We start from the raw sequence: 22,220 nt of genomic DNA, 5'->3' as shown, positions 1-22,220 counted from the left end.
TAGTGCTATACGAATGAATGAATACTCATGCGTATAACAATAATATATTCTAAGTTTTTACATATTTCTACTAGAAAATGTAAATATTTTCTTATTAGTACGTGAATTTTGTTCATATTAATATCCAAAAAATAGGACAATATAATCGTTAAATAACATTCTATTTTAGGACTAACTATATTTATCTGAATTTTCTAACTTATAATATTATCGAGTGATAAGGTAAACGCTTTCATTTACATAATATTATTTGCAGAAAAATAAATAAAAAAAACCACTAACATGGTTGCCCAAATTAGTGGTTGTGCTGTTGAATTATTTTTCCGCAGGTGCAGCTACATCTACAATGCGGCCTTCAGGTGTATATTTAATCTCTTTTAATGATGTTAAATGCTCTTTGAAATTTTCCCAATCAGAAAGACCTAAATCAGTTACACGTCCTTCTTTATATGCTTTTTCAAATGTTGTATACCCTTCTTGCCCTTTTGCTGTAAATGCATTTGTAGCAATCATATAAGTTTCATCATCTTTTAAATCAACATATGATGATGTCGCTTCATCAAAATACTGAACAGAAATAACTCTAGAACCTACTTCTTTAGAAGAATCGTAAGTCAATTTTCCTCCAGAAATATGAAGGAAACGACCATGTTCTTCCGGTGCATCCTTAACTGAATTTTCAAAGGCAGCTTTAATATCCGCTCCTGTTACTTCAACAAGAGATAATGTATTACCGAATGTAAGCACAGACATAACTTGGCCTAACGTAACATTACCAGCTGGAATTTCAGCACGAATACCACCACCGTTTTGTACTGCCATAATTACTTTTTTATCAGTATACTGTTTTGCTTTTGCAAGCATGCCGTCTGTAATGATATTCCCTAATGCTGTTTCACTATTTCGTACACTTATCGGACTAGTTTCTGATTTACGAGGGTTCACTAATTTCTCTGTTAATGTAACTCCAATTTCTTGTGATCCCAAAGCGTCTACTTTTTCTTTAAATGGCGCAAGCAATTTTAAGCCTTCAGCGTCATCTGCCAGTTTGCCAACTTCAACTAGTTGACCGTCATGCTCAACGATGACACCTTTATCATCAAATTCAACATTTACTGTACCTAGGAAATCAGTATATTGATATGCCTGTACAATTAATGTTGCATCTTTTTTCTCACCAACTGTATTTGTATCAACGATAAATGGCTCATCTAGTTGTGTATGTGAGTGACCACCTACTATAATATCAATTCCTGGTACTGATTTTGCTAGAATTAGATCATTGTCAAATGCAGGATTATCATCATAACCGATATGTGTTAAAGCAATAATTTTATCGACACCTTTATCTTCAAAAGCTTTTACCGCTTTTTTTGCTTCGTCGATATAATTTTCAAATGCAATGCTTCCAGGTGAAGATATTTCTTTTGTTTCAGCTGTCGTTAAACCGAAGATGCCGATTTTTTCGCCGTTCACTTCTTTAATCATACCAGCGTAAATTTTGCCGTTTTCTGGCTCGCTCGATACTAAGTCAGAGAACATTCCTGTAAACAGGCTGTCTTTTGTAAAGTCAACATTCGCCGTTAATACCGGGAATTGTGAAGCTTTAATGAATTCTGCCAACGCTTTATGTCCTTCTGGTGAATCACCTAAGTCGAATTCATGGTTACCTAATGTGATGGCATCAAATTTCAATGCATTTAAAAACGGTAGATCTGCTTGTCCTTCAAATTCATTGAAGTATAATGTACCGCTGAACACGTCACCTGCATGCAATAAAAGTGCATCCGGTGTTTTAGCGCGTTGTTCTTTAACCGCAGTCATTAACTTTGGAAGAGCTTCAACACGGGCATGAGTATCGTTCACATGCATGATCGATAATTTATAATTGTCTGTTTCAGGTTCAGGCTGTGGTGCTGGTGCAGCCGCTGCAAGCATTGTTGCCAAAACGCTTGACAGTTCACCACGAGTTAATTGTTTCGTAGGGTTGAATACAACTTTAGCCTCTGTTAATAATGCTGTTGCATCAATCGGATATACCGCTGAAACATTCGTTAAAATTTTAGCAAATTGATTATGTGTAATTTTATCCGCTGTACGGAATGTGCCGTTTTCATAACCTTTTACAAATCCAGTAGCTACTAATGCCGCTATTTGACTGTAATACTGGTTTGACGTTTTAATATCTTTGAAGTTAGGATTTTTCACATTTGTCGTATCAAGTTTAAGAGCACCCGCAATCATTTTTGCAGCTTGTCCACGTGTAACCGTTGCGTCTGGTTTAAAAGTACCATCTTCAAATCCTTTAACGATACCTGCAGAAGTTAGAGCATTGATTCCATCTGCATATGGATGGCTAACAGAGACATCCGTGAAAATTGTCTCTTCTGCCATTACACCTGTTGCTCCTACGGCTACTGCCGTAAATGCTGCTAAAGCTGTTGCTGAATACATTCTTTTTTTCTTCATCCAAAAGACCCCCCAAAATTTTTAACCTTCCTTTTGATAGTAACGAAATATTATAAAAATTTCCACATTTTCCGTAAAATTTTACTGTTAATTAACAAAAAATACATTCTTTAGGTCCTTTTTGCACAAAAAAAAGACAAAGCCAATCGAAATTGACTTTGTCTTTCAAGTTATAGAATGGAATTATTGTTGTGCAGCTTTAGCACGTAATACCATTTGTAGGATACCACCGTGACGGTAGTAGTCTACTTCTACTTCAGAGTCGAAACGAGCTAACGCTTTGAACTCAGTTACTTTTCCTTCTGGAGAAGTAGCAGTAACAGTTAGGATATCACGTGGTTTAACATCATCAGTTAAGTTAACGTCGATTGTTTCGTCACCTTTTAATCCTAAAGTTTCAGCTGATTCGCCAGCCATGAATTGTAATGGTAATACGCCCATCATTACTAAGTTAGAACGGTGGATACGCTCGTAAGATTGTGCGATTACAGTTTTAACGCCTAGTAAGAATGTACCTTTAGCAGCCCAGTCACGAGATGAACCCATACCGTAGTCGTTACCAGCTAATACTACTAAGCCAGTACCTGCTTCTTTGTACTTCATGCAAGCATCGTAAATGTACTCAACTTCGCCTGTTGGCCAGTAAGTAGTGAAACCACCTTCTGTACCTGGAGCGATTTGGTTACGGATACGGATGTTAGCGAATGTACCGCGCATCATTACTTCGTGGTTACCACGACGAGAACCGTAAGAGTTGAAGTCACGGATTGCAACACCGTTTTCGATTAAGTACTTACCAGCTGGTGTATCTTTACCGATTGCACCTGCAGGAGAGATGTGGTCAGTAGTGATAGAGTCACCGAACTTAGCCATTACACGCATTCCAGCTAATGTTTGGATAGCACCTGGCTCTTTAGAAAGACCAGTGAAGAATGGTGGGTTTTGGATGTAAGTTGATTTGTCATCGAAAGTATATAAGTTTTCAGTTGAAGTTTCGATTGCATTCCAAGCTTCGTTAGCAGTGAATACAGTTTCGTATTCTTTTTGGAATAATTCACGAGTTACAACTTTATTTAATACTTCGTTAACTTCTTCAGTTGATGGCCAGATATCAGCGAAGAATACTTCTTTGCCTTCTGGAGTTACAGCAATTGCGTCTTTTTGTAGATCGATATCTACAGTACCCGCTAATGCGTATGCAACAACTAATGGTGGTGAAGCTAAGAAGTTAGCTTTTACTAATGGGTGTACACGACCTTCGAAGTTACGGTTACCTGATAATACAGAAGTTACGAATAAATCGTTTGATTTGATTGCATCTTCGATTTCTGGTAATAAAGGACCAGAGTTACCGATACATGTTGTACAACCGTAACCAACTGTGTTGAAACCGATTTGGTCGAAGTAGTCTTGTAAACCTGATTCTTCTAAGTAGCCAGTAACTACTTTAGAACCTGGAGCTAATGAAGTTTTAACCCACTTAGCAGGTTTAATACCTAACTCAACAGCTTTTTTAGCAACTAAACCAGCAGCTAATAATACGTATGGGTTAGATGTGTTTGTACAAGAAGTGATGGCTGCGATTGCTACCGCACCAGCTGGAATTTCAACAGCACCGTCTGCAAAGTTAGCAGTAGATGTTTTTGAGAATTCTTCTTCTGTTAAACCGAAACCTTGTGTACCTTGAGGAGCTACTACTGACTCACGGTAAACTTTTTTCATTTCAGTTAAAGGAATTAAATCTTGTGGACGTTTAGGACCAGAAAGGTTAGCTTCGATGTCAGCTAAGTTAATTTCTAAAACGTCAGTGTATACAGGCTCTAATTCTGGGTTGAAGAACATGTCGTTAGCTTTTAAGTAAGCTTCAACAACAGCAATGTGCTCTTCGTCACGGCCAGTTAAGCGCATGTAGTTTAATGATTCTTCATCAACTGCGAAGAAACCACAAGTAGCACCGTATTCTGGAGCCATGTTTGAGATTGTAGCACGGTCAGCTAACGGTAAACCAGGTACGCCAGGTCCGAAGAACTCAACGAATTTGTTTACTACGCCACGAGCACGTAATACTTGAGTTACTTTTAATGCTAAGTCAGTAGCTGTAGTACCGTTTGGTAATTCGCCTACTAATTTAACACCGATAACATCAGGAATTGGGAAGTAAGATGGTTGACCTAACATACCAGCTTCAGCTTCGATACCACCAACACCCCAACCTAGAACACCGATACCGTTGATCATAGTTGTGTGAGAGTCAGTACCTACTACTGAGTCAGGGAATGCTACTAAACCTTCTTCTGTTTCGTTAACGTGAACGATTGGAGCTAAGTACTCTAAGTTAACTTGGTGTACGATACCAGTTGCTGGTGGTACAGCGCGGAAGTTATCATAAGCAGTTTGAGCCCATTTTAAGAAGTTATAACGTTCAGCGTTACGTTCGAACTCTAAATCCATGTTCGCTTGTAATGCTGCTGCGTTACCGTATTTGTCTACTTGTACTGAGTGGTCAATTACAAGGTCTACAGGAATTGCAGGGTTGATTTTAGCTGGGTCTCCACCCATTTCTTTCATTGCAGAACGTAATGAAGCTAAGTCAACTACTACTGGAACACCAGTGAAGTCTTGTAATACTACGCGAGAAGGTTTGAATGGTACTTCAGCATCTGCATTGTGATTACCGAAGTTAGCTAATTCATTAACATGCTCGTCTTTAATTACATAGTTATCATATTGACGTAATACTGATTCTAATAATACTTTAATTGAATAAGGTAGGCGTGATACTTTTGCGATACCAGCTTCTTCAATTGCAGCTAAACGGAAATAGTTATAAGTTTTACCGTTAACTTCAAAAGTCGAACGACTGTTGTGTAAGTTTGCCATGTTGTGTTCCCCCTAGTTTTTCTTAATTGAAAAGGTTGTAAAGCTCTTTTCTCCACAGTCAATAATAACGCACATTCATACATAAGTAAATTGCATTATTATTATCTTTTGCGATAAGTTAAAATTATGACCTATCGGAAATGCCATTTTCTTCTGCAATTCATTTAGAAATCCTACTTTGTCAGAAAGTTCTTCTAACATTGGTTTCCTCAACAAATGATCCTACAAATAAAATGGCATATTTTTTTAGTACATCTTGTAATAAATTTAAATCACAATCAATTTATTATTGTACTAAAACAAAATCCTTAGTTTAATTTGAGCCAGTGCTGAATGAATGTTGATACAATACTGCGCAGTTTTTCATTCCGATTGGCAAATTTCAAGTAAAAATAAAGTGTTTTTGCCACGTTCAGCTGGTTTGTTCTCGCTTTAAACCAAAGTGCATCATAGCCGCGCTCATAGGCGACCATTTCCAGCTGGTCAAACAGCTGTTCAAACCATTCAATGAACAGTTCTTCGTCGATATTTTTGGCTAGCAATGCCTGAATAATATTGCAGAAACGTTCTTCTTCGTCATCGACAAATACATAGCCCTTCCAAATATTTACGCGGATTGCCTGCAGTATTTGGGATGTAAACCGAATCGGATACAACGGATGCGCTATAATGGCGTTGATCAACTCCGTTGTATTCGTAATGCTATGTGCCCAGCCAGACTTCGGATCGACAAAGCTTCGCAAATCCTGCTCTTTTGATAACAGTGCCACCGCATTTTGCGCAAGTAGCTCCAACTGTTCCCCATTTAAAATGGCAAGCTGGCGATCGGCATTTACGATTGCCGCTAAATAAAGAGCCGAATAGGAACGCTGAAAAACAGAAGGTGTTCCTTTTTCACCGATATTATAAAGTAAACCGTCCGTTGAAGAAAGTTTGCTCACAAAATCGGTAATCACTGTCTCACCAAGTGCATTTTCAGATAACAGCAAAATGAACAGGCGGTAATTCAGCTGGTCACGGATTGCTGCTTCTTCATGACCAATTGTCTCCAGTAAATCATTTAATATCGACAGGTGCCCCTGAATAGATTGTTTTCGCTCTTCCGTCGTCATTTCAAAAAACTTTTCATAATCTTCCACTAACAAAAAGACGCCTCCTAACCAAATGCCTAACAATATTGTAAGAGACGTACGATCATTTGACTAGGTAAAAGCTCTTCTAATAGACGCACACCTTCTGAATATACCCGTTTTTCACAAAACAAATGCATCTTCTGCTTCAAATAATTCATTTACTTCAATTACACGATCCGAAAAGCGGTCGACCACATTCAAATCGACGGTATTGAACAAATTCGTTAATACAATTGAAGTACATTCAAACTGTTTCTGCTTTTTTGTATGCTCAAATTCTTCTATAAAACGCGATGGTAAAAAACTGGACCCGTCTGTCACGAACAGCAAATCCGCTTTTTTAAATTCACTTTTCTTCAAAAGATTCAATGCTTCCCGTAATGGGAGTTCATAATTTGTACCGCCGCCGATGAAACTGTCACTGAACTGAATGAGATCCTGGGTCTTTGCCTGACCTTTTCTGAATAATTTAATTTCCCCTACATTCGTTGCAAAAGGGATAATCGCAAAATCTCTTTTCTGTTTTTTAGCGATATTCAGTAGCGCAATACAAAACGCCTTGCTCTGGGCTTTAATCGATGTCATGGAACTGCTTTCATCCATGCACACAATAATCGGCCCCTTACCTTGCCGATCCTTTCCCTTCTTATTAAAAACAAGTGTTTGCTGCTCGCTTAATCGCTTTAAAAAATCGAGCTTGCTATGTCCGAGCATATAGTTGCCCAATTCTGCCGGCAACAGACGCGACAGCTCATGCCCAAAAGTCACCGATTGATGCTGGACCGTCTCGTCTTGTTTTGACTTCTGCTTTTTTGTCGCAATTTTTTTAAACCGGCCGACTAATTCGGCAATCTTCTGCAATTCCTTTCGCTCGCTAATCATTTTCGCCAGTTTAAACTGGTCTCTTAAAGGAATCTGATCGATTTTTTTGCCATCCATTGTCCCGACTTTCATGACCGCAGTTTTTTTATGGTGAATATTCTTTTTATTTTCCTGCAGCATCATACCGATTGATGTTTTCGATAATTGTTTCAAATATTCCCGTTTTTCCGGTATATCAATCGTCATGTTTGGCGTCTGCTGCTTCTTTTGAAAGGCTTCCAGTTGTTCAATCTGAAAAGGGTTTTTCTGTTCCTCATAAAATTGGAAGCTTTTAAGAAGCTGCTCTGCAATGCTGACGGAAGTGAGGACACTTAATAGCTCGTCGCCTTTTGTCAGCTCATGCCATTGAATGTATTCCTCATTTTTCAGCAGCTCTTTCACAAAATCATACTGCATCTTATCCAGTTGCTTTGCATTTTCATTTAATACAGGCGCTTTATAATAGAAAGCATGCCAGCAATCCCCGATGATATTCGTAAAGCCCGGAACAATTTTTTCGCCTGCAATGCAGCTGTCGTTCAACAAAGTAGCCATTTTCAATAATTCGTTAAATCGTGCCTTTTGCTCTGCGCTGCCCTTAAAAACAGTTCGGCTGTAGATTACATGTATGTTCTCACTCAAAAAGCATCCCACCTTCTGTATTCTTTAAAATCCGATAACATCTGAAGTGATTCGCAGCAATTGTTTATGCATTTCCGTTTTGAGACTGTTTAATTCCGGTCGACTCGGGATTTGCCGGCTCATATTTTGTACTTCCATAAATAAGTTTTTCCCCTTTAGCAGCAGCTGACTCAACTCCGATTTGGCAAACGGGGATTTTTGAAGCATCGCATTTCTTGCTGTTAAAATAATCATTTCAAACTCGGTCGATGTCCTGTGTATAAACGCATCGACTGTATCAAAGGCCACTTCGTTAACAATTCGCTCTGTTACCGTTTTTTGTTCAATTGTTTCCCATAAAACATTTGTCAATATCAACAAGTCTTCCCGAATTACTTCTGTTCGGCCGTCTAAATACGCTTTAGCTTTTAAAGTCGACAATGACTGTTTAAAACGGCGATCGGACGGACGTATGCCTTCATCATGAAGGGCCTGCCTGATTTTAGCGAGCACTTTAAAAATCGTATCCGATATCGCCACCTTATTCGTCTTTTGCTGATGTTCGTAGAGCTCGTCCAATGTTATTTTCGATACTTCCTTTTCACTATCATCCTTCAGCATGGCAATGAAATCTTCTTCTTCCCGGATATAGTTTACTTCATAGCGAAGCAAGAAACGGTCGAATAATGCCTCCAGCCCTTCCCCGTCTTCAATATATTCATTGGAAGAACCGACCATCGTCAAAAGCGGAGAAGCAACTGGAATCCCGTTATTGTAATAGATCCGCTCATTGATTAGAGTGAGCAGTGAATTCAGGATTGCTGAGTTCGCTTTAAATATTTCATCAATGAAAGCAAAATGGGCTTCCGGCAGCATATTTGTCACATTCCGCTTGTAGACCCCCTGTTCCAAATCTTTTAAAGAAAGTACCCCAAACAATTCTTCAGGCGTACTGAAAGGCGTCAATAAATGCTGGAAACAATGACTTCCCTCAACGATGGAACCGAGCATGGACGATAGCACACTTTTTCCCGTACCCGCCGGACCGATAAATAAAAGGTGCTGCCGTGATAATAGAGCAATTAATAACGCATCAATTTCTTCTTCCCGATCATAAAAACGTTCGTTCAGTTGCTGACGGATCGTTTGCAGCTGTTCATACATTGATTGACCACCTTCCCTTTTTCGTTAAATACGACACCCGCACATTTATGTAATCTTCTCCTTATAACGTTACACTTCCTGTACAGTTTTTAAACCTTTTCCCTGTTACATTTCTTCCTTTAAAGAACTAGGAATATTTCAGCTGACTTTGCACTATTTTAGTAAGAGCAGAATAAAAATTTTTTCATGTTTTTACACAATTTTAGTTGCAAATGATTAATTTTGTTATTTTACGTGAACATATTACATATAGCATGTTTTGTAGGAGGAATCGTATGGCGTCAGTAAGAGTTTCATCTTCAATTTTTTCACGCATTAAAACTATTCAAAAAGCTGTGCAACGAACAACGAGCCATGATGAAATTACCGTTGCATCCGGGACATATAAAGAAACATTGACTTTTGAGGAAAATAGAACGGTTGCAGCACAAAAGGATGCAACTGTCTGCATAAAAGGATCCATCGTGATCGCTGATTGTGCGACGGTCACATTCGAGAACATGACGATTCAACCTACAACGCAAATTTACGTCGAAGGTAAAATTATATTAAAAAACTGCGTTATTCAAGGTGGACGTACGAATGTACTGTTAGCATTGAACGGTGGAACCATTGTCTGTAAAAATACAACGTTCAGAGATGCAACGGATGCGGCAGTCACATTGGTTTACAATAGTGATGCCCAATTTGAACAGTGTCATTTTGAAAACAATAAAAAAGTGCATATTCTAGCGGAAAATTCAACGCTTCGTTTAACAGATTGTACCCTTTCAAAAGCAAATCAGGCACTTTGGGTTAAGACAAATGCAAAGGCCTATTTAACCCGTGTGAAAGTACATCACCATTCAGGGACACAGCTCATTATCCAGGACAATGCCTTATTGGAAATGGAAGCCTGTGAAGTGATGCATGGCGAGGGTAATGGTATATATGCATCAGATCATTCAAACATACATTTATCGAAAACAACAATCCAACACCATCACCTACCTCAAATCTGGATGCAAAGAAGTTCCCTAAACGTAACAGATTGCCAAATTCAGTACGGCAATGAATCGGGTATTATTTTACGGGACTATTCGGAAGCAATGATCGAGAACTCATTGATTGCATTTCATAAAATCGCGAATATCCAGCTGCTGCTCGAATCTTTCCTGAATATGACGAACTGTGAAGTGAACAGCTGTCAAGGCGTCGGAATTCATATAAAGGAAAAATCGGTTGCCAACTTCAACAGTACGGTGCTTGCCTATAATATACTGCCGCAGCTTTTCATTACTGAAAACTCCATTTGCACAATAAAAGATGCGACCATTCAGAAAGGAAAACAGATTGGGGTTTATACAGAAAAAGGGGCTTCATGTTCAATCGTTTCCAGTACAATTACCGGCCATAAAAATGCGGCGCTTACAGTAATGGAGGCGGAGTTACTCCTATTAAATACGACGGTTCATCATAACAAAGGCAATGGTATTTTAGCGGTCAATCATGCGAAAACTTCTGTGGACAATTGCCATTTCAATCACAATGACCTGGCACATATAGCCGGGAAAAACAATAGTACGGTGTCGATTTATCAAAGCGAACTAATCGGCGGGAAAAGTATTTTTGTCATGGACGGGTGTGAACTTGAAGTAACCGAATCGGTAGTTAAAGATGGTACGGGGATTCAAATTGAAATGGTCGGCAATACGAATGCAACGATTCAGCATTCCCAAATTAGCGGCGGCGAAACGAACGGCATTGTGGCGATGAAAGATGCATCGCTCCACATCATCGAAAGCGAAATTTCTTGTCATAAAATGCCGCAAATCATCATCAATGACAGTTCCCTTGTGTTAAGAGACAGCGAGCTGATGGAAGGTGAACGGAACGGGTTAATTATCGAAAACCATGCAGAGGCGTTAATTCAGGATTCGTTCATTTCCAACCATATGTATTCGCAAATATGGATCGACTCCGAATCTTCGGTTGAGCTGAATGCCACACAGATTATAGAGGGCCATGAATCCGATATATTTGTACAAAACAAATCGGTTCTCCATGCTTCGAAATGCATTATTCAAAATGCGAAGTTTGATTTCAACATCCAAGCGGTCAACTATTCAAAAATTTATCTGTCCGAGACAATGGTCGACAACTCGTTCGGCTCAAAGTTCTACAGTGAGAATAACAGCGAAATTTCATCGAATTTGGATGAAATCAGCTAACAGCATTTACTACCTGTGACTTTTTTAGTTGCAGGTAGTTTTTCATGTGGTCCGAAAAAAAACAATCTACCCGTATTTGGATAGATTGCTTTTGTTATAATTTATTTCACAATTCCACTGACGAATTCAGTAGAAGGATAATACATGTTTTTCACAATGACGTTCGCCCCTAAGCACTTCACTGCAGGACAATGACAATTGATCGATTTTGAAATATTGGAATCAAGCCATCTGTTGTAGATTTGAGTTAATGATTCATTTTTAATATTGCCGAATGCCTGACCGTCATCCGAAAAATCGGTAACCGAAATATCACCGGAGAAAATATTCAGGTTCATGCGTGAACGCCCGTCAACATCATTTCGCATTGTCGTATTCGATGCATGATTGATTCGGTTGATTAATGTAATATCGCGCTCATCACGGCTGCACGGATAGAAAGGCAATGTTCCGAATAAAACCCAGATGTCTTTATTTCTGTAATCAAGAATTTCATTGATCACTGTGCGATATTCATCCAAACCGATTGTTTCTAAGCTTTCAGCGAAATCACTGGCATACATCGGGTGAATTTCATGACGTTTACACAGCATTTCATTGGCCACTTCATGGTGGATTTTCTCCATAAATGGCACCGTGTTGCGGTTTAACATTGTTTCGGCGGAAACGAACATGCCGCCTTTTGATAGTTCTCTTGCATTGTCAAAAATATTGCGATATAAGTTCCCTCTATATTCAACTGATGGCGTTTTTTCCATCATAGCAAATCCTGTTTCAACAAATTCCTTTTCGTCACACCAGTTATGCGAAATATGCATGACATCCAAATAAGGCGCAACCAGTTCGTAATGTGACATCGGTAACGTCAGGTTGGAGTTAATTTGTGTCTTAATCCCCCTGCTCTTCGCATATTTCAGTAGCGGTAACAAGTTTTCCTTAATTCCCTTTTTCGTTAATAGCGGTTCCCCGCCTGTAAAACTCATTGTCCGTAATGTTTCAACCTCATCCAGTTTACGAATAATGTCGTCTGCCGGAATGGCCGGTAATTCTTTTGTTAATAACGCATAGCCTACTGCGCAATGCGAGCATCTCATATTGCATAAGTTTGTTGTTGTAAACTCTATATTAGATAAAGTTAGCTTACCATGTTGATCAATATCAATATATGGTTCCCATTCATCATGAGGTTTAAAAATTGTATTCATTTAAATACTTCCTTTCTGCGAGTACAATTTTCTCATAAAACCTTTGTGATGGAAAGGCTATTGTTTATAAGGAAATCCCGGCAGTTCCGTTAAAATTAAAAATGGCCGCCCGAGATAAAATCCCGCGCTGCCCTTTTATTAGATTTCGATTTTTTCCGGCAATTCCGGAATTTCCGATACAATATCTTCTTCGGTTAATCGCAGCTTAAATAATGGGTACTTTTCTTTCAAATCCAGCGGTCCCAATATTTCATCCACTTCTGTTTCAATCGGGGTTTCATACGTAAAATCAACCGTTACAATCCGCTCAATCGTTTGTCGGATTTGCAATTTTTCCTGCTCTTTAATCGGCAGAACGCCTTCTGTTAAAAGCGGCTCTATCGCATCTTTTATAAAGTTTTGTGCTTCAGTAATGCAATTGAATTCAGCCAGTTTATTTACGGATGCTGTCATGCAGGATAATTCATAAGTGCGCAGTGATTCCAGTTCGCTTAACTGATTGTGTGTTAATAATAGGCGATCTCTCACTAGTTCGTTCAGTCGACTTTGTACTGCATCCAATTTTTCCAATACAAATTGCTCGTATTTTCTAATGAACACCTGTTTTTGTTCACAATGCGACTGGATTTTATTCAATGTTTGAATTCGCTCAGAAAGAAGTGGTGTCAGTTCACTTTCTTCAATCGGGAAAGGAAGCGACTTCCCTGTTTGTTTTTTGAACTGCTTCTCCAGTTCTCCATATTCCATCGTATATTCTACATGCAACTTCCGGTAATCCCGCACATGTTTTTGATAAAGCCCTGCCATTTCCTCGTACATATCGATGATCGGGTCACGTAAATAAGAATGGCTTTCCAATGTTTGTAATAGCTGAAAAAGCGTCTGGACTTCTTTGAACACTTTACTGACCGATTCATATTGTTGTTCAAGAGAAGTGACAAGTGCTTTATCGCGTTGCAGTTGAGCTGCATCTTTCTGAACATCGTTTTGATGCTGGATGACATATTCAAATGCCGATACATACGGTTCTCTTGCAGGAATTGTATTAACTTCTACACGGAGACGTTCCAGCCATTGTAAAAATCGCTCCGTTATATGGCGGGTCTTTTTTTGCTTGTTGTCGATTAACTGGAACATCAGCTGTGACAACTGTGTAATGCGGGAGTCAATAAGCAGCTGTGAACTGTTCGTAGTACGTGCTTGCTGTGCCTGTAAAGCCGATACCGGCACATCCTCCCCAATAAAATAGCCGTAACGTTCTTTCTCCATATCTAGAAAGGTTTCCACTTCCCCATCTACCCGGTCAATCCCGTTTACGATTAAATGTGCCGTAATCCCCATTTTGTTCAGCTTTTCTATAAAGTTTAATTCAGCCTCTGTGGCAGGTGAACCCGCCTGCAGTACCCAGAACACCTCATTGCAGCGTTTTAAGAGTGCAGGGGGAAAGTAGGCTGTATTGTTTGCGCCTGCTTGCAGCGCAATCGAGTCGACAATGGTTACTTTTTTTAAAAGCTCACACGTTATATATACTTCCAAATAATCCAGATGCTTACGAATTATTTTGGCACTTTCCGTATTCGAAATGGTGAATAATGAGAGGTTGGCAATATCAAAGGTTACTTCCATTCCATTTATAAATACGGCTTTAATATATTCCGTATCTCCGTATTTTAAAAATGTATTGGTCCTCGTAGGTTCTGATAGGCGGTCTTCCAGCAGATTTCTGCCGATTAAACTGTTGATCACGGTCGTTTTTCCTACCCGCTCTTTACCTAGAAAGAGCACGATTGGCTGACTGTCTGCATCACTTATAATCTGGTTTAAACGGGATGTCGTATCTTTTACATAATTATTTCGGGACAGCATACTATGCAAAGGTTTTAACCGTTCAATTAATTGTTCCAACGGATTTTGTTCATCAAAGTTGTTTAGCTGTTCGCTGAATCGCTCAGTCATACGGGTCACTCCTTTACAAACAATTGTTATTCTATTATAAACGCAGTGATTTCCTTATGCAGAAATAATTACGAAATTCGAAATAATTGGTTCCTCATACTTAATTAACAGAACAAATATTAGGTATTAACACACGGATATATAATTTCGGGTAATAAATTTCATCAGAAAGTTGCTATTGCCCGACATCGTTTGCGTGCTATTATAGTAGAAGAATATTTAAAAGGAGCAACACAATATATGTATAATATCCGTGAGCAATGGTTTGGGAATGTACGTTCAGATGTGTTGGCAGGACTAGTTGTCGCACTTGCCCTCATCCCCGAAGCAATTGCTTTTTCTATTTTAGCCGGTGTAGATCCGATGGTCGGTCTTTATGCCTCATTTGTAATCGCCGTAACAATCAGCTTTGTCGGTGGTCGTCCTGCGATGATCTCCGCAGCAACAGGAGCGATGGCATTAGTTATCGTCTCGCTTGTAAAAGATCATGGACTGCAGTATTTACTTGCAGCAACGATTTTAACAGGGATTATCCAGATTATTTTTGGAATGCTGAAAATTGCACGTCTGATGAAGTTTATTCCGAATGCGGTCATGATCGGTTTTGTTAACTCATTGGCGATTTTAGTATTCATGGCCCAAACACCGCACTTTATCGGTGGCGACATCGTAACATGGGGATTCCTGCTTGCGACGATCGCACTTATTTACGCAATTCCTTTCGTCATTAAAGGCATCCCTGCCCCGCTCATTGCTGTCGTTATTTTATCAGCCGTAGCTATTTATTCCGGATTCAATTTGAAAACAGTTGGAGATATGGGGACAATTACACAAACATTGCCATCATTTTTAATTCCGGATATCCCGTTTAACTTAGAAACATTAATGATTATTTTACCGTATTCATTAGCTCTGGCAGTTGTCGGATTAGTCGAATCATTACTGACAGCATCAATTTTGGACGATATGACGGCTTCTGAAAGCGATAAAAATAAAGAAGCGCGCGGACAAGGGATCGCCAATGTTATTAATGGCTTCTTCGGTGGGATGGCCGGCTGTGCAATGATTGGACAATCCGTTATTAACGTAAAATCCGGTGCGCGTGGCCGACTCTCCACTTTTGTTGCCGGTGTATTTTTAATGTTTTTAATTCTCGTTTTGGGCGATTATGTTGTCCAAATTCCGATGCCGGTACTTGCCGGTGTAATGGTTGTTGTATGTATTACCCAATTTGACTGGCAATCATTCAAATATGCTGTAACAGCACCGAAAAAAGATGTATTTGTGATGCTTCTGACAATCGCGGTTGTCCTGTATACACATAACCTGGCGTTAGGTGTTGTGGCCGGTATTGTTGTCAGCGCACTGTTTTTCGTCAACGAAATCTCGCGTGTAAGTATTTCACAGGAAGGGAAAACATATTTTGTCAAAGGGCAACTATTCTTCGCTTCAACAGAAGGTTTTATTAACTATTTCAAAACGGTTCACAGTGAGTCGTCTTCCATCATTATCGACTTTTCCCAATGCAAAGTATGGGATGATTCGGCAATCGGTGCTTTAATGAAGGTGAAAGACCAGCTGAAAGCGAAAAATATAGAAGTAACCTATTTGAATATTGATGAGTCAAGTAAACAGCTATTGAGGAAGTTAACCGGTACGACATTAATCGATTAGGAGGTGGCTCATTTATGTATGAACACATTTTACTGGCCGCTGATGGTTCGCAAAACTCGATACGTGCGGCTAAAGAAGCTTTGAAGATAGCCCAAATCAATTCAGAAACAATGGTAACCATCCTTTTTATCATCGATATGGAAAAAGCGAAGACGGATGTATTGCATTCAAGCTCCATCGAAAGTCTTTACATGGAACGTCGTCGAAAGCTTGTGCCGATCGAGGAACTGTTCAGTGAGCAACAAGTTCGTTATAAAGTAGAAATCATTCATGGCTCACCGGGTCCTGAAATCATCAAATATGCCAATACAAAAAATGTGGATTTAGTTGTGATCGGCAGCCGCGGGTTAAACAGTCTGCAGGAAATGGTACTGGGGAGCGTATCACATAAAGTGATGAAGCGCGTCCAGTGCCCTGCAATGCTTGTGAAGTAAGCAAAAAAGACAAAACATTTTTAGTGCGACTAATATGTTTTGTCTTTTTTTATGTATAATTGTGGTTAACAGGTCAGATAGAAGATGAGGTGGGAACTGTGTTTTTCTTAAAACCTAAACTAATTAAAAATAATAAGAAATCTATTGCGGATTTGTTATTTAAAGATGTTTCACCTGAACAATGGGATCAGGATCATTTAACTAAAGCAAAATTGGATTATTCAATTGATAGTGTTCGTCTCGTTAATGAGTACGCTGAACGGATAATCCATACAGAATTCGGACAGCAGCTTTTAAAAGAGCATTCAGAGAAGCTCATCACACGTATTGGGGCCTATTTAGGCGAAGTCATAAAAAATCACAAAGACGGGCAATATCGCTGGTTTGAATTTAATTCCGTAAAAGCAAATACCGTACATTTAAATGAATATGAACAGAGTGTGAAAGATGAATCCGTTCTTTATTCTAAAAAGATGGATCATGCATTGTGTCCCATTTATGAAGTGAAGCAATATTTTGATGGCAAGCCCAACTATAATCATTTTTTAGCATATGTAGAACAAGCGATAAAAAATTAGGATTTCGGGGGAGGAATTATTGATGTCGAGTGCCGCTTTAATCGTACTAGCCATAGTTTCGACTGTGATTTGGATTGCTGTGTCTAAAGAAGCTGCCAAACCTACAAAAGAAGTAAACCGGAAAAAGATGTACACTTTAGTATCCGCAGGAACTTTATCGGCGATTATATTAACTGTATCTCTTTTGCAAAATTTAGTGCTTTAACTTCTATAGATTAAATTACAAGACGTCCGTTTGAATTTTGTTGATTCAATATTTATTCCTCACTTCGGGCATAATATTCCTCACTTCGGGCTGTTTAATCCTCACTTACTCTTGTTTAATCCTCACTTCTAGCTCGTTATTCCTCACTTCCAAGTACATAATCCACAAATTCTATATGAGGGGCAGAAATCCGCCCCCTCTTTACCGTTTAAAACAGTGGCAATTCGTTGTATGGTCATTCACCATGCCTACTGCCTGCATATAGGAGTAGCAAATTGTGCTGCCGACAAATTTGAATCCGTCTTTTTTTAGCTGCTTGCTCATACGGTCGCTTATTTCTGTCGTAATCGGTACTTGCGCGGACGATTCCCATGAATTGATCAGTGGTTTACCGTCGACAAATGACCAAATGTAGTTTGAGAAAGTGCCGTATTGTTTCTGGATTGCCAAAAAGCTTTCGGCATTTGTCACGACACTTTTGATTTTCAGCCGGTTGCGGATAATGCGTTCATCATTTTTTAATGCTTCCAGTTTTTCTTCATCATATTGAACAATCTTTTCCGCATCGAACTGATCGAATGCTGCCAAATAGCCTTCTCTTCTTTTTAATATTGTCAACCAGCTTAAGCCTGCCTGTGCCCCTTCCAAACAAAGCATTTCAAATAGCTTCCGGTCGTCATAAACAGGGACGCCCCACTCTTCATCATGATATTTCACATAGATAGGTTCATCTAATTTCACCCAACTGCAACGCTCCATGTCCTCACCTCTTTTTAATCACTGTAATCCAACTTGTTTGCAATCGCAAATCATATTTGTTACCCTTGCCTTACGAACGTCAGGAAGGTGAAACACATGACAAAAGAAAAAATCATCCAGGCTGCGATGCTTAATTTCAGCGAACACGGATACAGCGGCGGATCATTGGCCCAAATCGCGGAAGAAGTAGGTATACGGAAGCAATCAATCTATACTTATTTTAAAAGTAAAGATGCACTCTATTTATCGATTTCGCAACAGGCAATGGAAGCTGAGCTGTTATTTGCAAAAGAATTTATCGCAAAACATCTACAACTTCCTGTCGAAAAAGTATTACTGCCATTTCTGCAATCTTTTCAGCAACGCTTTGAATCATTTGCGGAAACTAAATTTTTCATGCGTTCGATTTTCTTTATGCCGCAACATTTGGAGCAGCAGTTGAGTGAACAAACGTATATTTATTTGGACGAATTGGAAAGGCTTTTCACGGATTATTTATCAGAACAAAAACTGTCCGTTACAGCGAATGAAGCAGCAATCGGCTTTTTGGCATTGCTTGATAGTCTGTATGTCGAAATGCTTTACGGCGGCAGTGAACGGTGTGAAAAACGTTTGCAGGCGGGATGGACCATATTTTACAGAGGAATAAGAGCTGAGGTGTAGACATCATGACAAAATACTGGATACTCGTCCTATTGGCTGGCATCATTGAAATTGTTTGGGCAATGGGACTAAAATACGCAAACTCCGTGTGGCTATGGGTAGGAGTTGCCGCATTAATCGTAATATCATTTTATATTTTAATTATTGCTACTGAGAAATTGCCTGTTGCTACTGTTTACGCAGTGTTTACAGGGATCGGGACTGCCGGTACCGTCATTGCGGAAACGGTCATTTTCAACGAGCCGTTCAGTTTCACGAAAATCGGTTTCATAGGATTACTGTTAATCGGTGTGATTGGGTTAAAGCTTATTTCCAATGATCCGGAAGAAACGAGGGATGCATAATGGCTTGGGTATATTTAATTTTTGCCGGTCTTTTTGAAGTCGGCGGTGTTATCGGAATGAACAAAGTTGCCCAGAAAAAGTCAATAGGCTCCTATGCATTTCTGATCGGTTCCTTTATTTTCAGTTTCTCGCTCCTTTCAATGGCAATGAAAGAATTGCCTATGGGAGTTGCCTATGCTGTATGGACAGGGATCGGTACGGTCGGTGGAACTCTCGTAGGCATGTTTATTTATAATGAATCCAAGGACTGGAAAAGAATTCTATTTATTTCGTTTATTATTATTGCGGTTGTCGGATTAAAAATTACGCAGTAGAATAGAGTTAATAGAAACAATGTGTACATTTTATGAATTTTTTCATAGAGTGTGCACCTTGTTGTGAAATGTTGGAGGCCATTGTGAGAAATTTATTTCAAGTAGTCCCAATTCCTATCAGTGGGCTCATGCTCGGACTGGTTTCATTGGGAAATTTATTTTTTAGTATGGACAAAGCCGCTTTCGGTCACGTCTGTTTTTTTATAGGGATCTTTTTATTTCTATTAATTATCGGAAAACTGATTTTTGCGTTTTCCAGTATTCTTACAGAAATGCAAAACCCGATTATTGCTTCAGTATCCCCCACTTTTACGATGGGGACTTTATCGATCAGTAGCGGTTTACACTATTATGGTGTAAGTGATTTCGTTATACATATGATCTGGATTCTAGCTGCAACCACTCAAATCTTTATTATCTTTTATTTTATCCGAACGTTTATTTGGAAAAAACGGATTTCGATTTCGGATATTTATCCAAGCTGGCTTATTATGTTTGTCGGGACTGCCGTCTTGCCACTAACAGCGAGTGATCTTTCCGGCATATTCACAAAAGCGATTGTTATTTTTGCGATTTGTGCTTTCATTGTGTTACTGCCGATTCTTATTTTCCGTGTGTTTATTAGAAAAGATTTGCCGGAGCCTACGATTCCGATGCTGACAATTTTAACTGCGCCTGTTTCAATTAGTTTAGCTGCTTATTTCCAGCAGTTTGAAAGTCAATTCGGGATTGTGCTGACATTATTCATCCTCGCGCAAATAATGTATCTACTAGTACTTTCGAAATTACCGGGTGCCTTACAGCTGCCTTTTTATCCAAGCTATGCTGCCTTTACATTCCCGTTAGTTATTTCTGCTACGGCCACTTATGGGGTCATTCATTATTTTGGGCAAACCGGGATTTCGGCAAATTGGCTGGAACCGTATTTTTATTTTCAATTAACTTTCTCTGCAATTATTGTATTTTATGTTTTTATCCGCTATATCAACTACTTGTCTGTACAAGTACGACTACAGCGCAGAGTCATTCGAGAAGAAAAAGAAGCCATTTCATAATTCTTCCGCAATAGCGAAACATTCCCCCTTTATGCATCGTATACTACATAAAGGGGGGATTTTTTTGAAAAGAATTATTTTTGCAATATTATTTATTCTTCTTATCCTCGTGTTAATTTTCTACTGGCTTGACCATGAAATGAATGCAGCGTTAAAAAATGAGGCAAACGGTTCCAACGAATATGTGGTCGTTTTAGGCGCAAAAGTGAAACCAGGCGGCATCCCTTCCCAATCATTAAAAAACCGTTTAGATGCGGCAGTCGATTACCTTCAAAAATATCCTACCGTAAAAGCGATTGTTACAGGTGGTCAGGGTGCTGATGAAGATCGCACAGAAGCGTCTGTTATGGCTGACTATTTAATCAAACATGGGATTGGTGAAGACAGAATTTTATTGGAAGATCAGTCTACAACGACTTATGAAAATTTGTTGTTCGCAAAAGAACTGATGCCAGAAGATACAGAGAGCATCACGATTATCTCAAATGATTTTCATTTGAAGCGTGCGACCATTCTCGCCCGCAAACTTGGTTTAAAGGCGGATGTAGTGGCTGCCCCTACACCAAAAGTCGTCAATACAAAATCACGTATTCGCGAACGTCTTGCGATTATTAAGGCCTATACGAGAGGCCAATAATTTTACATTTGCCTTTCAATTCGTTATCGTAAAACGTAACGAACAGTTGAGGTGAATTTCAATGAAACTTAGTATATTAGATCAAGTACCTATTTCCAAAGGCATGACATCAACCGATGCACTAGCGAATGCAGTGAAGCTTGCCCAACTTGGTGATGAGCAAGGTTATGAACGAATCTGGTTTGCAGAGCACCATAACACAACTTCCCTTGCCAGCTCTGCGCCTGAAGTAACAGCTGCCTATGTTGCGGCGAAAACAGAGCGTATCCGTGTAGGAACGGGCGGCATTATGATGATGCATTATTCTCCATATAAAGTGGCTGAAGTGTTTAAAACATTGGCAGCGTTGGCACCAGGTCGTATAGACTTCGGTGCAGGCCGCGCTCCTGGCGGGGATATGCCCGCAATGACTGCGCTTGCAAGTGGACGCAGACCTGACCTGACAGAACAATATGATAAACTCGAAGTTATTTTACGATTAATGAATGAACAGCGTACAGGTGAAGCGGTTTATGATAATGTTGTAGCCGCTCCTTTCAAAATACAGCTTCCGCAAAGCTGGCTGCTTGGATCAAGCGGACAAAGTGCGAAAAAAGCTGGTGAAGCGGGTGTCGGTTATTCCTTTGCCCAGTTCTTCAATGGACAAATGTCTAAAGGGATTTTCGATGCATACCGTAACAGTTTCCAGCCTTCATACTTTATGGAACAGCCGCAAATTATTACGACTTATGCAATCAGTGTAGCTGAAACGGCTGAAGAAGCGGAATACTTATCGATGCCGATGCAAATTACCCGCCTGAACTTAATGCGTGGTAAGCTCCTGACTGTACTTTCTCCTGAAGAAGCAAATGACTATCCGCTTACAGAGATGGATAAAATGATTTTGGAAGAAAACCGTTCGCTAATGCTGATCGGTTCTGCCGAAGATGTTGCGAATCAGATTAGAGAAGAGCAGGCATATTACGGCTTTGATGAAGCGATGATCAACTGTAATCTATATACGATCGATCAGCGTCTGAACAGCTACCGTCTATTAATAGAACAATTCAATAAATAAT

Annotated in this window: 19 protein-coding genes; 11 read left to right on the top strand and 8 right to left on the bottom strand. The window is 39.4% G+C overall.

Annotated elements, in window-relative coordinates:
- Nucleotides 1-315: 315 nt before the first annotated feature.
- The 5 genes from MKY71_RS08255 to MKY71_RS08235 form a co-directional block, all read right to left on the bottom strand.
- Nucleotides 316-2,469: a 5'-nucleotidase C-terminal domain-containing protein gene (locus MKY71_RS08255; RefSeq protein ID WP_340732172.1), complete on the bottom strand. Its 2,154-nt coding sequence runs from the start codon at nucleotides 2,467-2,469 to the stop codon at nucleotides 316-318.
- Between the two features lie 183 nt (nucleotides 2,470-2,652).
- Entirely contained in the window at nucleotides 2,653-5,349 is a 2,697-nt protein-coding gene (gene acnA, locus MKY71_RS08250; RefSeq protein WP_339176375.1) for an aconitate hydratase AcnA, read from the bottom strand.
- Between the two features lie 308 nt (nucleotides 5,350-5,657).
- Nucleotides 5,658-6,488 (bottom strand): DUF2785 domain-containing protein, encoded by an 831-nt coding sequence (locus MKY71_RS08245; RefSeq protein ID WP_340733621.1) that lies wholly within the window; start codon nucleotides 6,486-6,488, stop codon nucleotides 5,658-5,660.
- A 114-nt stretch (nucleotides 6,489-6,602) separates the two neighbouring features.
- The gene (locus MKY71_RS08240; protein WP_340732171.1) at nucleotides 6,603-7,985 is read right to left on the bottom strand and encodes a vWA domain-containing protein; all 1,383 of its coding nucleotides are present in this window, start codon (nucleotides 7,983-7,985) and stop codon (nucleotides 6,603-6,605) included.
- Between the two features lie 24 nt (nucleotides 7,986-8,009).
- Entirely contained in the window at nucleotides 8,010-9,128 is a 1,119-nt protein-coding gene (locus MKY71_RS08235) for an AAA family ATPase (protein WP_340732170.1), read from the bottom strand.
- Nucleotides 9,129-9,403: 275 nt separating this feature from the next.
- Here MKY71_RS08235 and MKY71_RS08230 point away from each other — a divergent pair, with 275 nt between their 5' ends.
- Nucleotides 9,404-11,338 (top strand): right-handed parallel beta-helix repeat-containing protein, encoded by a 1,935-nt coding sequence (locus MKY71_RS08230; RefSeq protein ID WP_340732169.1) that lies wholly within the window; start codon nucleotides 9,404-9,406, stop codon nucleotides 11,336-11,338.
- A 101-nt stretch (nucleotides 11,339-11,439) separates the two neighbouring features.
- Here MKY71_RS08230 and yfkAB read toward each other — a convergent pair whose 3' ends face one another.
- A complete protein-coding gene (yfkAB, locus tag MKY71_RS08225) occupies nucleotides 11,440-12,543 on the bottom strand; it encodes a radical SAM/CxCxxxxC motif protein YfkAB (protein ID WP_340732168.1) in 1,104 nt (367 codons plus the stop codon).
- Between the two features lie 138 nt (nucleotides 12,544-12,681).
- Nucleotides 12,682-14,499, bottom strand: a complete 1,818-nt coding sequence (locus tag MKY71_RS08220) for a dynamin family protein (RefSeq protein ID WP_340732167.1) — start codon at nucleotides 14,497-14,499, stop codon at nucleotides 12,682-12,684.
- Between the two features lie 240 nt (nucleotides 14,500-14,739).
- Here MKY71_RS08220 and MKY71_RS08215 point away from each other — a divergent pair, with 240 nt between their 5' ends.
- The 4 genes from MKY71_RS08215 (at nucleotide 14,740) to MKY71_RS08200 (ending at nucleotide 17,390) form a co-directional block, all read left to right on the top strand.
- The gene (locus MKY71_RS08215) at nucleotides 14,740-16,173 is read left to right on the top strand and encodes a SulP family inorganic anion transporter (protein ID WP_340732166.1); all 1,434 of its coding nucleotides are present in this window, start codon (nucleotides 14,740-14,742) and stop codon (nucleotides 16,171-16,173) included.
- 14 nt (nucleotides 16,174-16,187) lie between these two features.
- A complete protein-coding gene (locus tag MKY71_RS08210; protein WP_339176365.1) occupies nucleotides 16,188-16,607 on the top strand; it encodes a universal stress protein in 420 nt (139 codons plus the stop codon).
- A 98-nt stretch (nucleotides 16,608-16,705) separates the two neighbouring features.
- Complete coding sequence (locus tag MKY71_RS08205) at nucleotides 16,706-17,185, top strand: hypothetical protein (protein ID WP_340732165.1); 480 nt, start codon at nucleotides 16,706-16,708, stop codon at nucleotides 17,183-17,185.
- A gap of 22 nt (nucleotides 17,186-17,207) precedes the next feature.
- Nucleotides 17,208-17,390, top strand: a complete 183-nt coding sequence (locus MKY71_RS08200) for a hypothetical protein (protein WP_340732164.1) — start codon at nucleotides 17,208-17,210, stop codon at nucleotides 17,388-17,390.
- Nucleotides 17,391-17,591: 201 nt separating this feature from the next.
- On the opposite strand, the gene MKY71_RS08195 is transcribed toward MKY71_RS08200, so the two are convergent.
- The gene (locus MKY71_RS08195; RefSeq protein WP_340732163.1) at nucleotides 17,592-18,149 is read right to left on the bottom strand and encodes a DNA-3-methyladenine glycosylase I; all 558 of its coding nucleotides are present in this window, start codon (nucleotides 18,147-18,149) and stop codon (nucleotides 17,592-17,594) included.
- A 96-nt stretch (nucleotides 18,150-18,245) separates the two neighbouring features.
- On the opposite strand from MKY71_RS08195, the gene MKY71_RS08190 reads away from it, so the two are divergent.
- The 6 genes from MKY71_RS08190 (at nucleotide 18,246) to MKY71_RS08165 (ending at nucleotide 22,219) form a co-directional block, all read left to right on the top strand.
- Complete coding sequence (locus tag MKY71_RS08190; RefSeq protein WP_340732162.1) at nucleotides 18,246-18,812, top strand: TetR/AcrR family transcriptional regulator; 567 nt, start codon at nucleotides 18,246-18,248, stop codon at nucleotides 18,810-18,812.
- Nucleotides 18,813-18,817: 5 nt separating this feature from the next.
- Nucleotides 18,818-19,156 carry a DMT family transporter gene (locus MKY71_RS08185; RefSeq protein ID WP_339176358.1) on the top strand — a complete coding sequence of 113 codons (339 nt, stop codon included), beginning with the start codon at nucleotides 18,818-18,820 and terminating at the stop codon, nucleotides 19,154-19,156.
- Nucleotides 19,156-19,470: a DMT family transporter gene (locus MKY71_RS08180; RefSeq protein WP_340732161.1), complete on the top strand. Its 315-nt coding sequence runs from the start codon at nucleotides 19,156-19,158 to the stop codon at nucleotides 19,468-19,470. Before MKY71_RS08185 ends, MKY71_RS08180 begins: the two co-directional genes overlap by 1 nt.
- A gap of 83 nt (nucleotides 19,471-19,553) precedes the next feature.
- Nucleotides 19,554-20,525 (top strand): TDT family transporter, encoded by a 972-nt coding sequence (locus MKY71_RS08175; RefSeq protein WP_340732160.1) that lies wholly within the window; start codon nucleotides 19,554-19,556, stop codon nucleotides 20,523-20,525.
- A gap of 64 nt (nucleotides 20,526-20,589) precedes the next feature.
- On the top strand, nucleotides 20,590-21,162 hold the full coding sequence (locus MKY71_RS08170) for a YdcF family protein (protein ID WP_340732159.1): 573 nt from the start codon (nucleotides 20,590-20,592) through the stop codon (nucleotides 21,160-21,162).
- A gap of 61 nt (nucleotides 21,163-21,223) precedes the next feature.
- Nucleotides 21,224-22,219 carry an LLM class flavin-dependent oxidoreductase gene (locus tag MKY71_RS08165; protein WP_340732158.1) on the top strand — a complete coding sequence of 332 codons (996 nt, stop codon included), beginning with the start codon at nucleotides 21,224-21,226 and terminating at the stop codon, nucleotides 22,217-22,219.
- Nucleotide 22,220 lies beyond the last annotated feature (1 nt).

This window comes from Solibacillus sp. FSL W7-1324 (assembly GCF_038008025.1).
GTDB lineage: Bacteria > Bacillota > Bacilli > Bacillales_A > Planococcaceae > Solibacillus.
Note: the sequence above shows the minus strand (reverse complement) of the source record. Positions and strands in the feature narration are given on the sequence as shown.

Excerpts from the sequence above, each read along its gene's own strand:
- MKY71_RS08255 (WP_340732172.1), bottom strand. The coding sequence starts at position 2,469 with ATGAAGAAAAAAAGAATGTATTCAGCAACAGCTTTAGCAGCATTTACG.
- acnA (WP_339176375.1), bottom strand. The coding sequence starts at position 5,349 with ATGGCAAACTTACACAACAGTCGTTCGACTTTTGAAGTTAACGGTAAA.
- MKY71_RS08235 (WP_340732170.1), bottom strand. The coding sequence starts at position 9,128 with ATGTATGAACAGCTGCAAACGATCCGTCAGCAACTGAACGAACGTTTT.
- MKY71_RS08230 (WP_340732169.1), top strand. The coding sequence starts at position 9,404 with ATGGCGTCAGTAAGAGTTTCATCTTCAATTTTTTCACGCATTAAAACT.
- yfkAB (WP_340732168.1), bottom strand. The coding sequence starts at position 12,543 with ATGAATACAATTTTTAAACCTCATGATGAATGGGAACCATATATTGAT.
- MKY71_RS08220 (WP_340732167.1), bottom strand. The coding sequence starts at position 14,499 with ATGACTGAGCGATTCAGCGAACAGCTAAACAACTTTGATGAACAAAAT.
- MKY71_RS08215 (WP_340732166.1), top strand. The coding sequence starts at position 14,740 with ATGTATAATATCCGTGAGCAATGGTTTGGGAATGTACGTTCAGATGTG.
- MKY71_RS08210 (WP_339176365.1), top strand. The coding sequence starts at position 16,188 with ATGTATGAACACATTTTACTGGCCGCTGATGGTTCGCAAAACTCGATA.
- MKY71_RS08200 (WP_340732164.1), top strand. The coding sequence starts at position 17,208 with ATGTCGAGTGCCGCTTTAATCGTACTAGCCATAGTTTCGACTGTGATT.
- MKY71_RS08195 (WP_340732163.1), bottom strand. The coding sequence starts at position 18,149 with ATGGAGCGTTGCAGTTGGGTGAAATTAGATGAACCTATCTATGTGAAA.
- MKY71_RS08190 (WP_340732162.1), top strand. The coding sequence starts at position 18,246 with ATGACAAAAGAAAAAATCATCCAGGCTGCGATGCTTAATTTCAGCGAA.
- MKY71_RS08185 (WP_339176358.1), top strand. The coding sequence starts at position 18,818 with ATGACAAAATACTGGATACTCGTCCTATTGGCTGGCATCATTGAAATT.
- MKY71_RS08180 (WP_340732161.1), top strand. The coding sequence starts at position 19,156 with ATGGCTTGGGTATATTTAATTTTTGCCGGTCTTTTTGAAGTCGGCGGT.
- MKY71_RS08165 (WP_340732158.1), top strand. The coding sequence starts at position 21,224 with ATGAAACTTAGTATATTAGATCAAGTACCTATTTCCAAAGGCATGACA.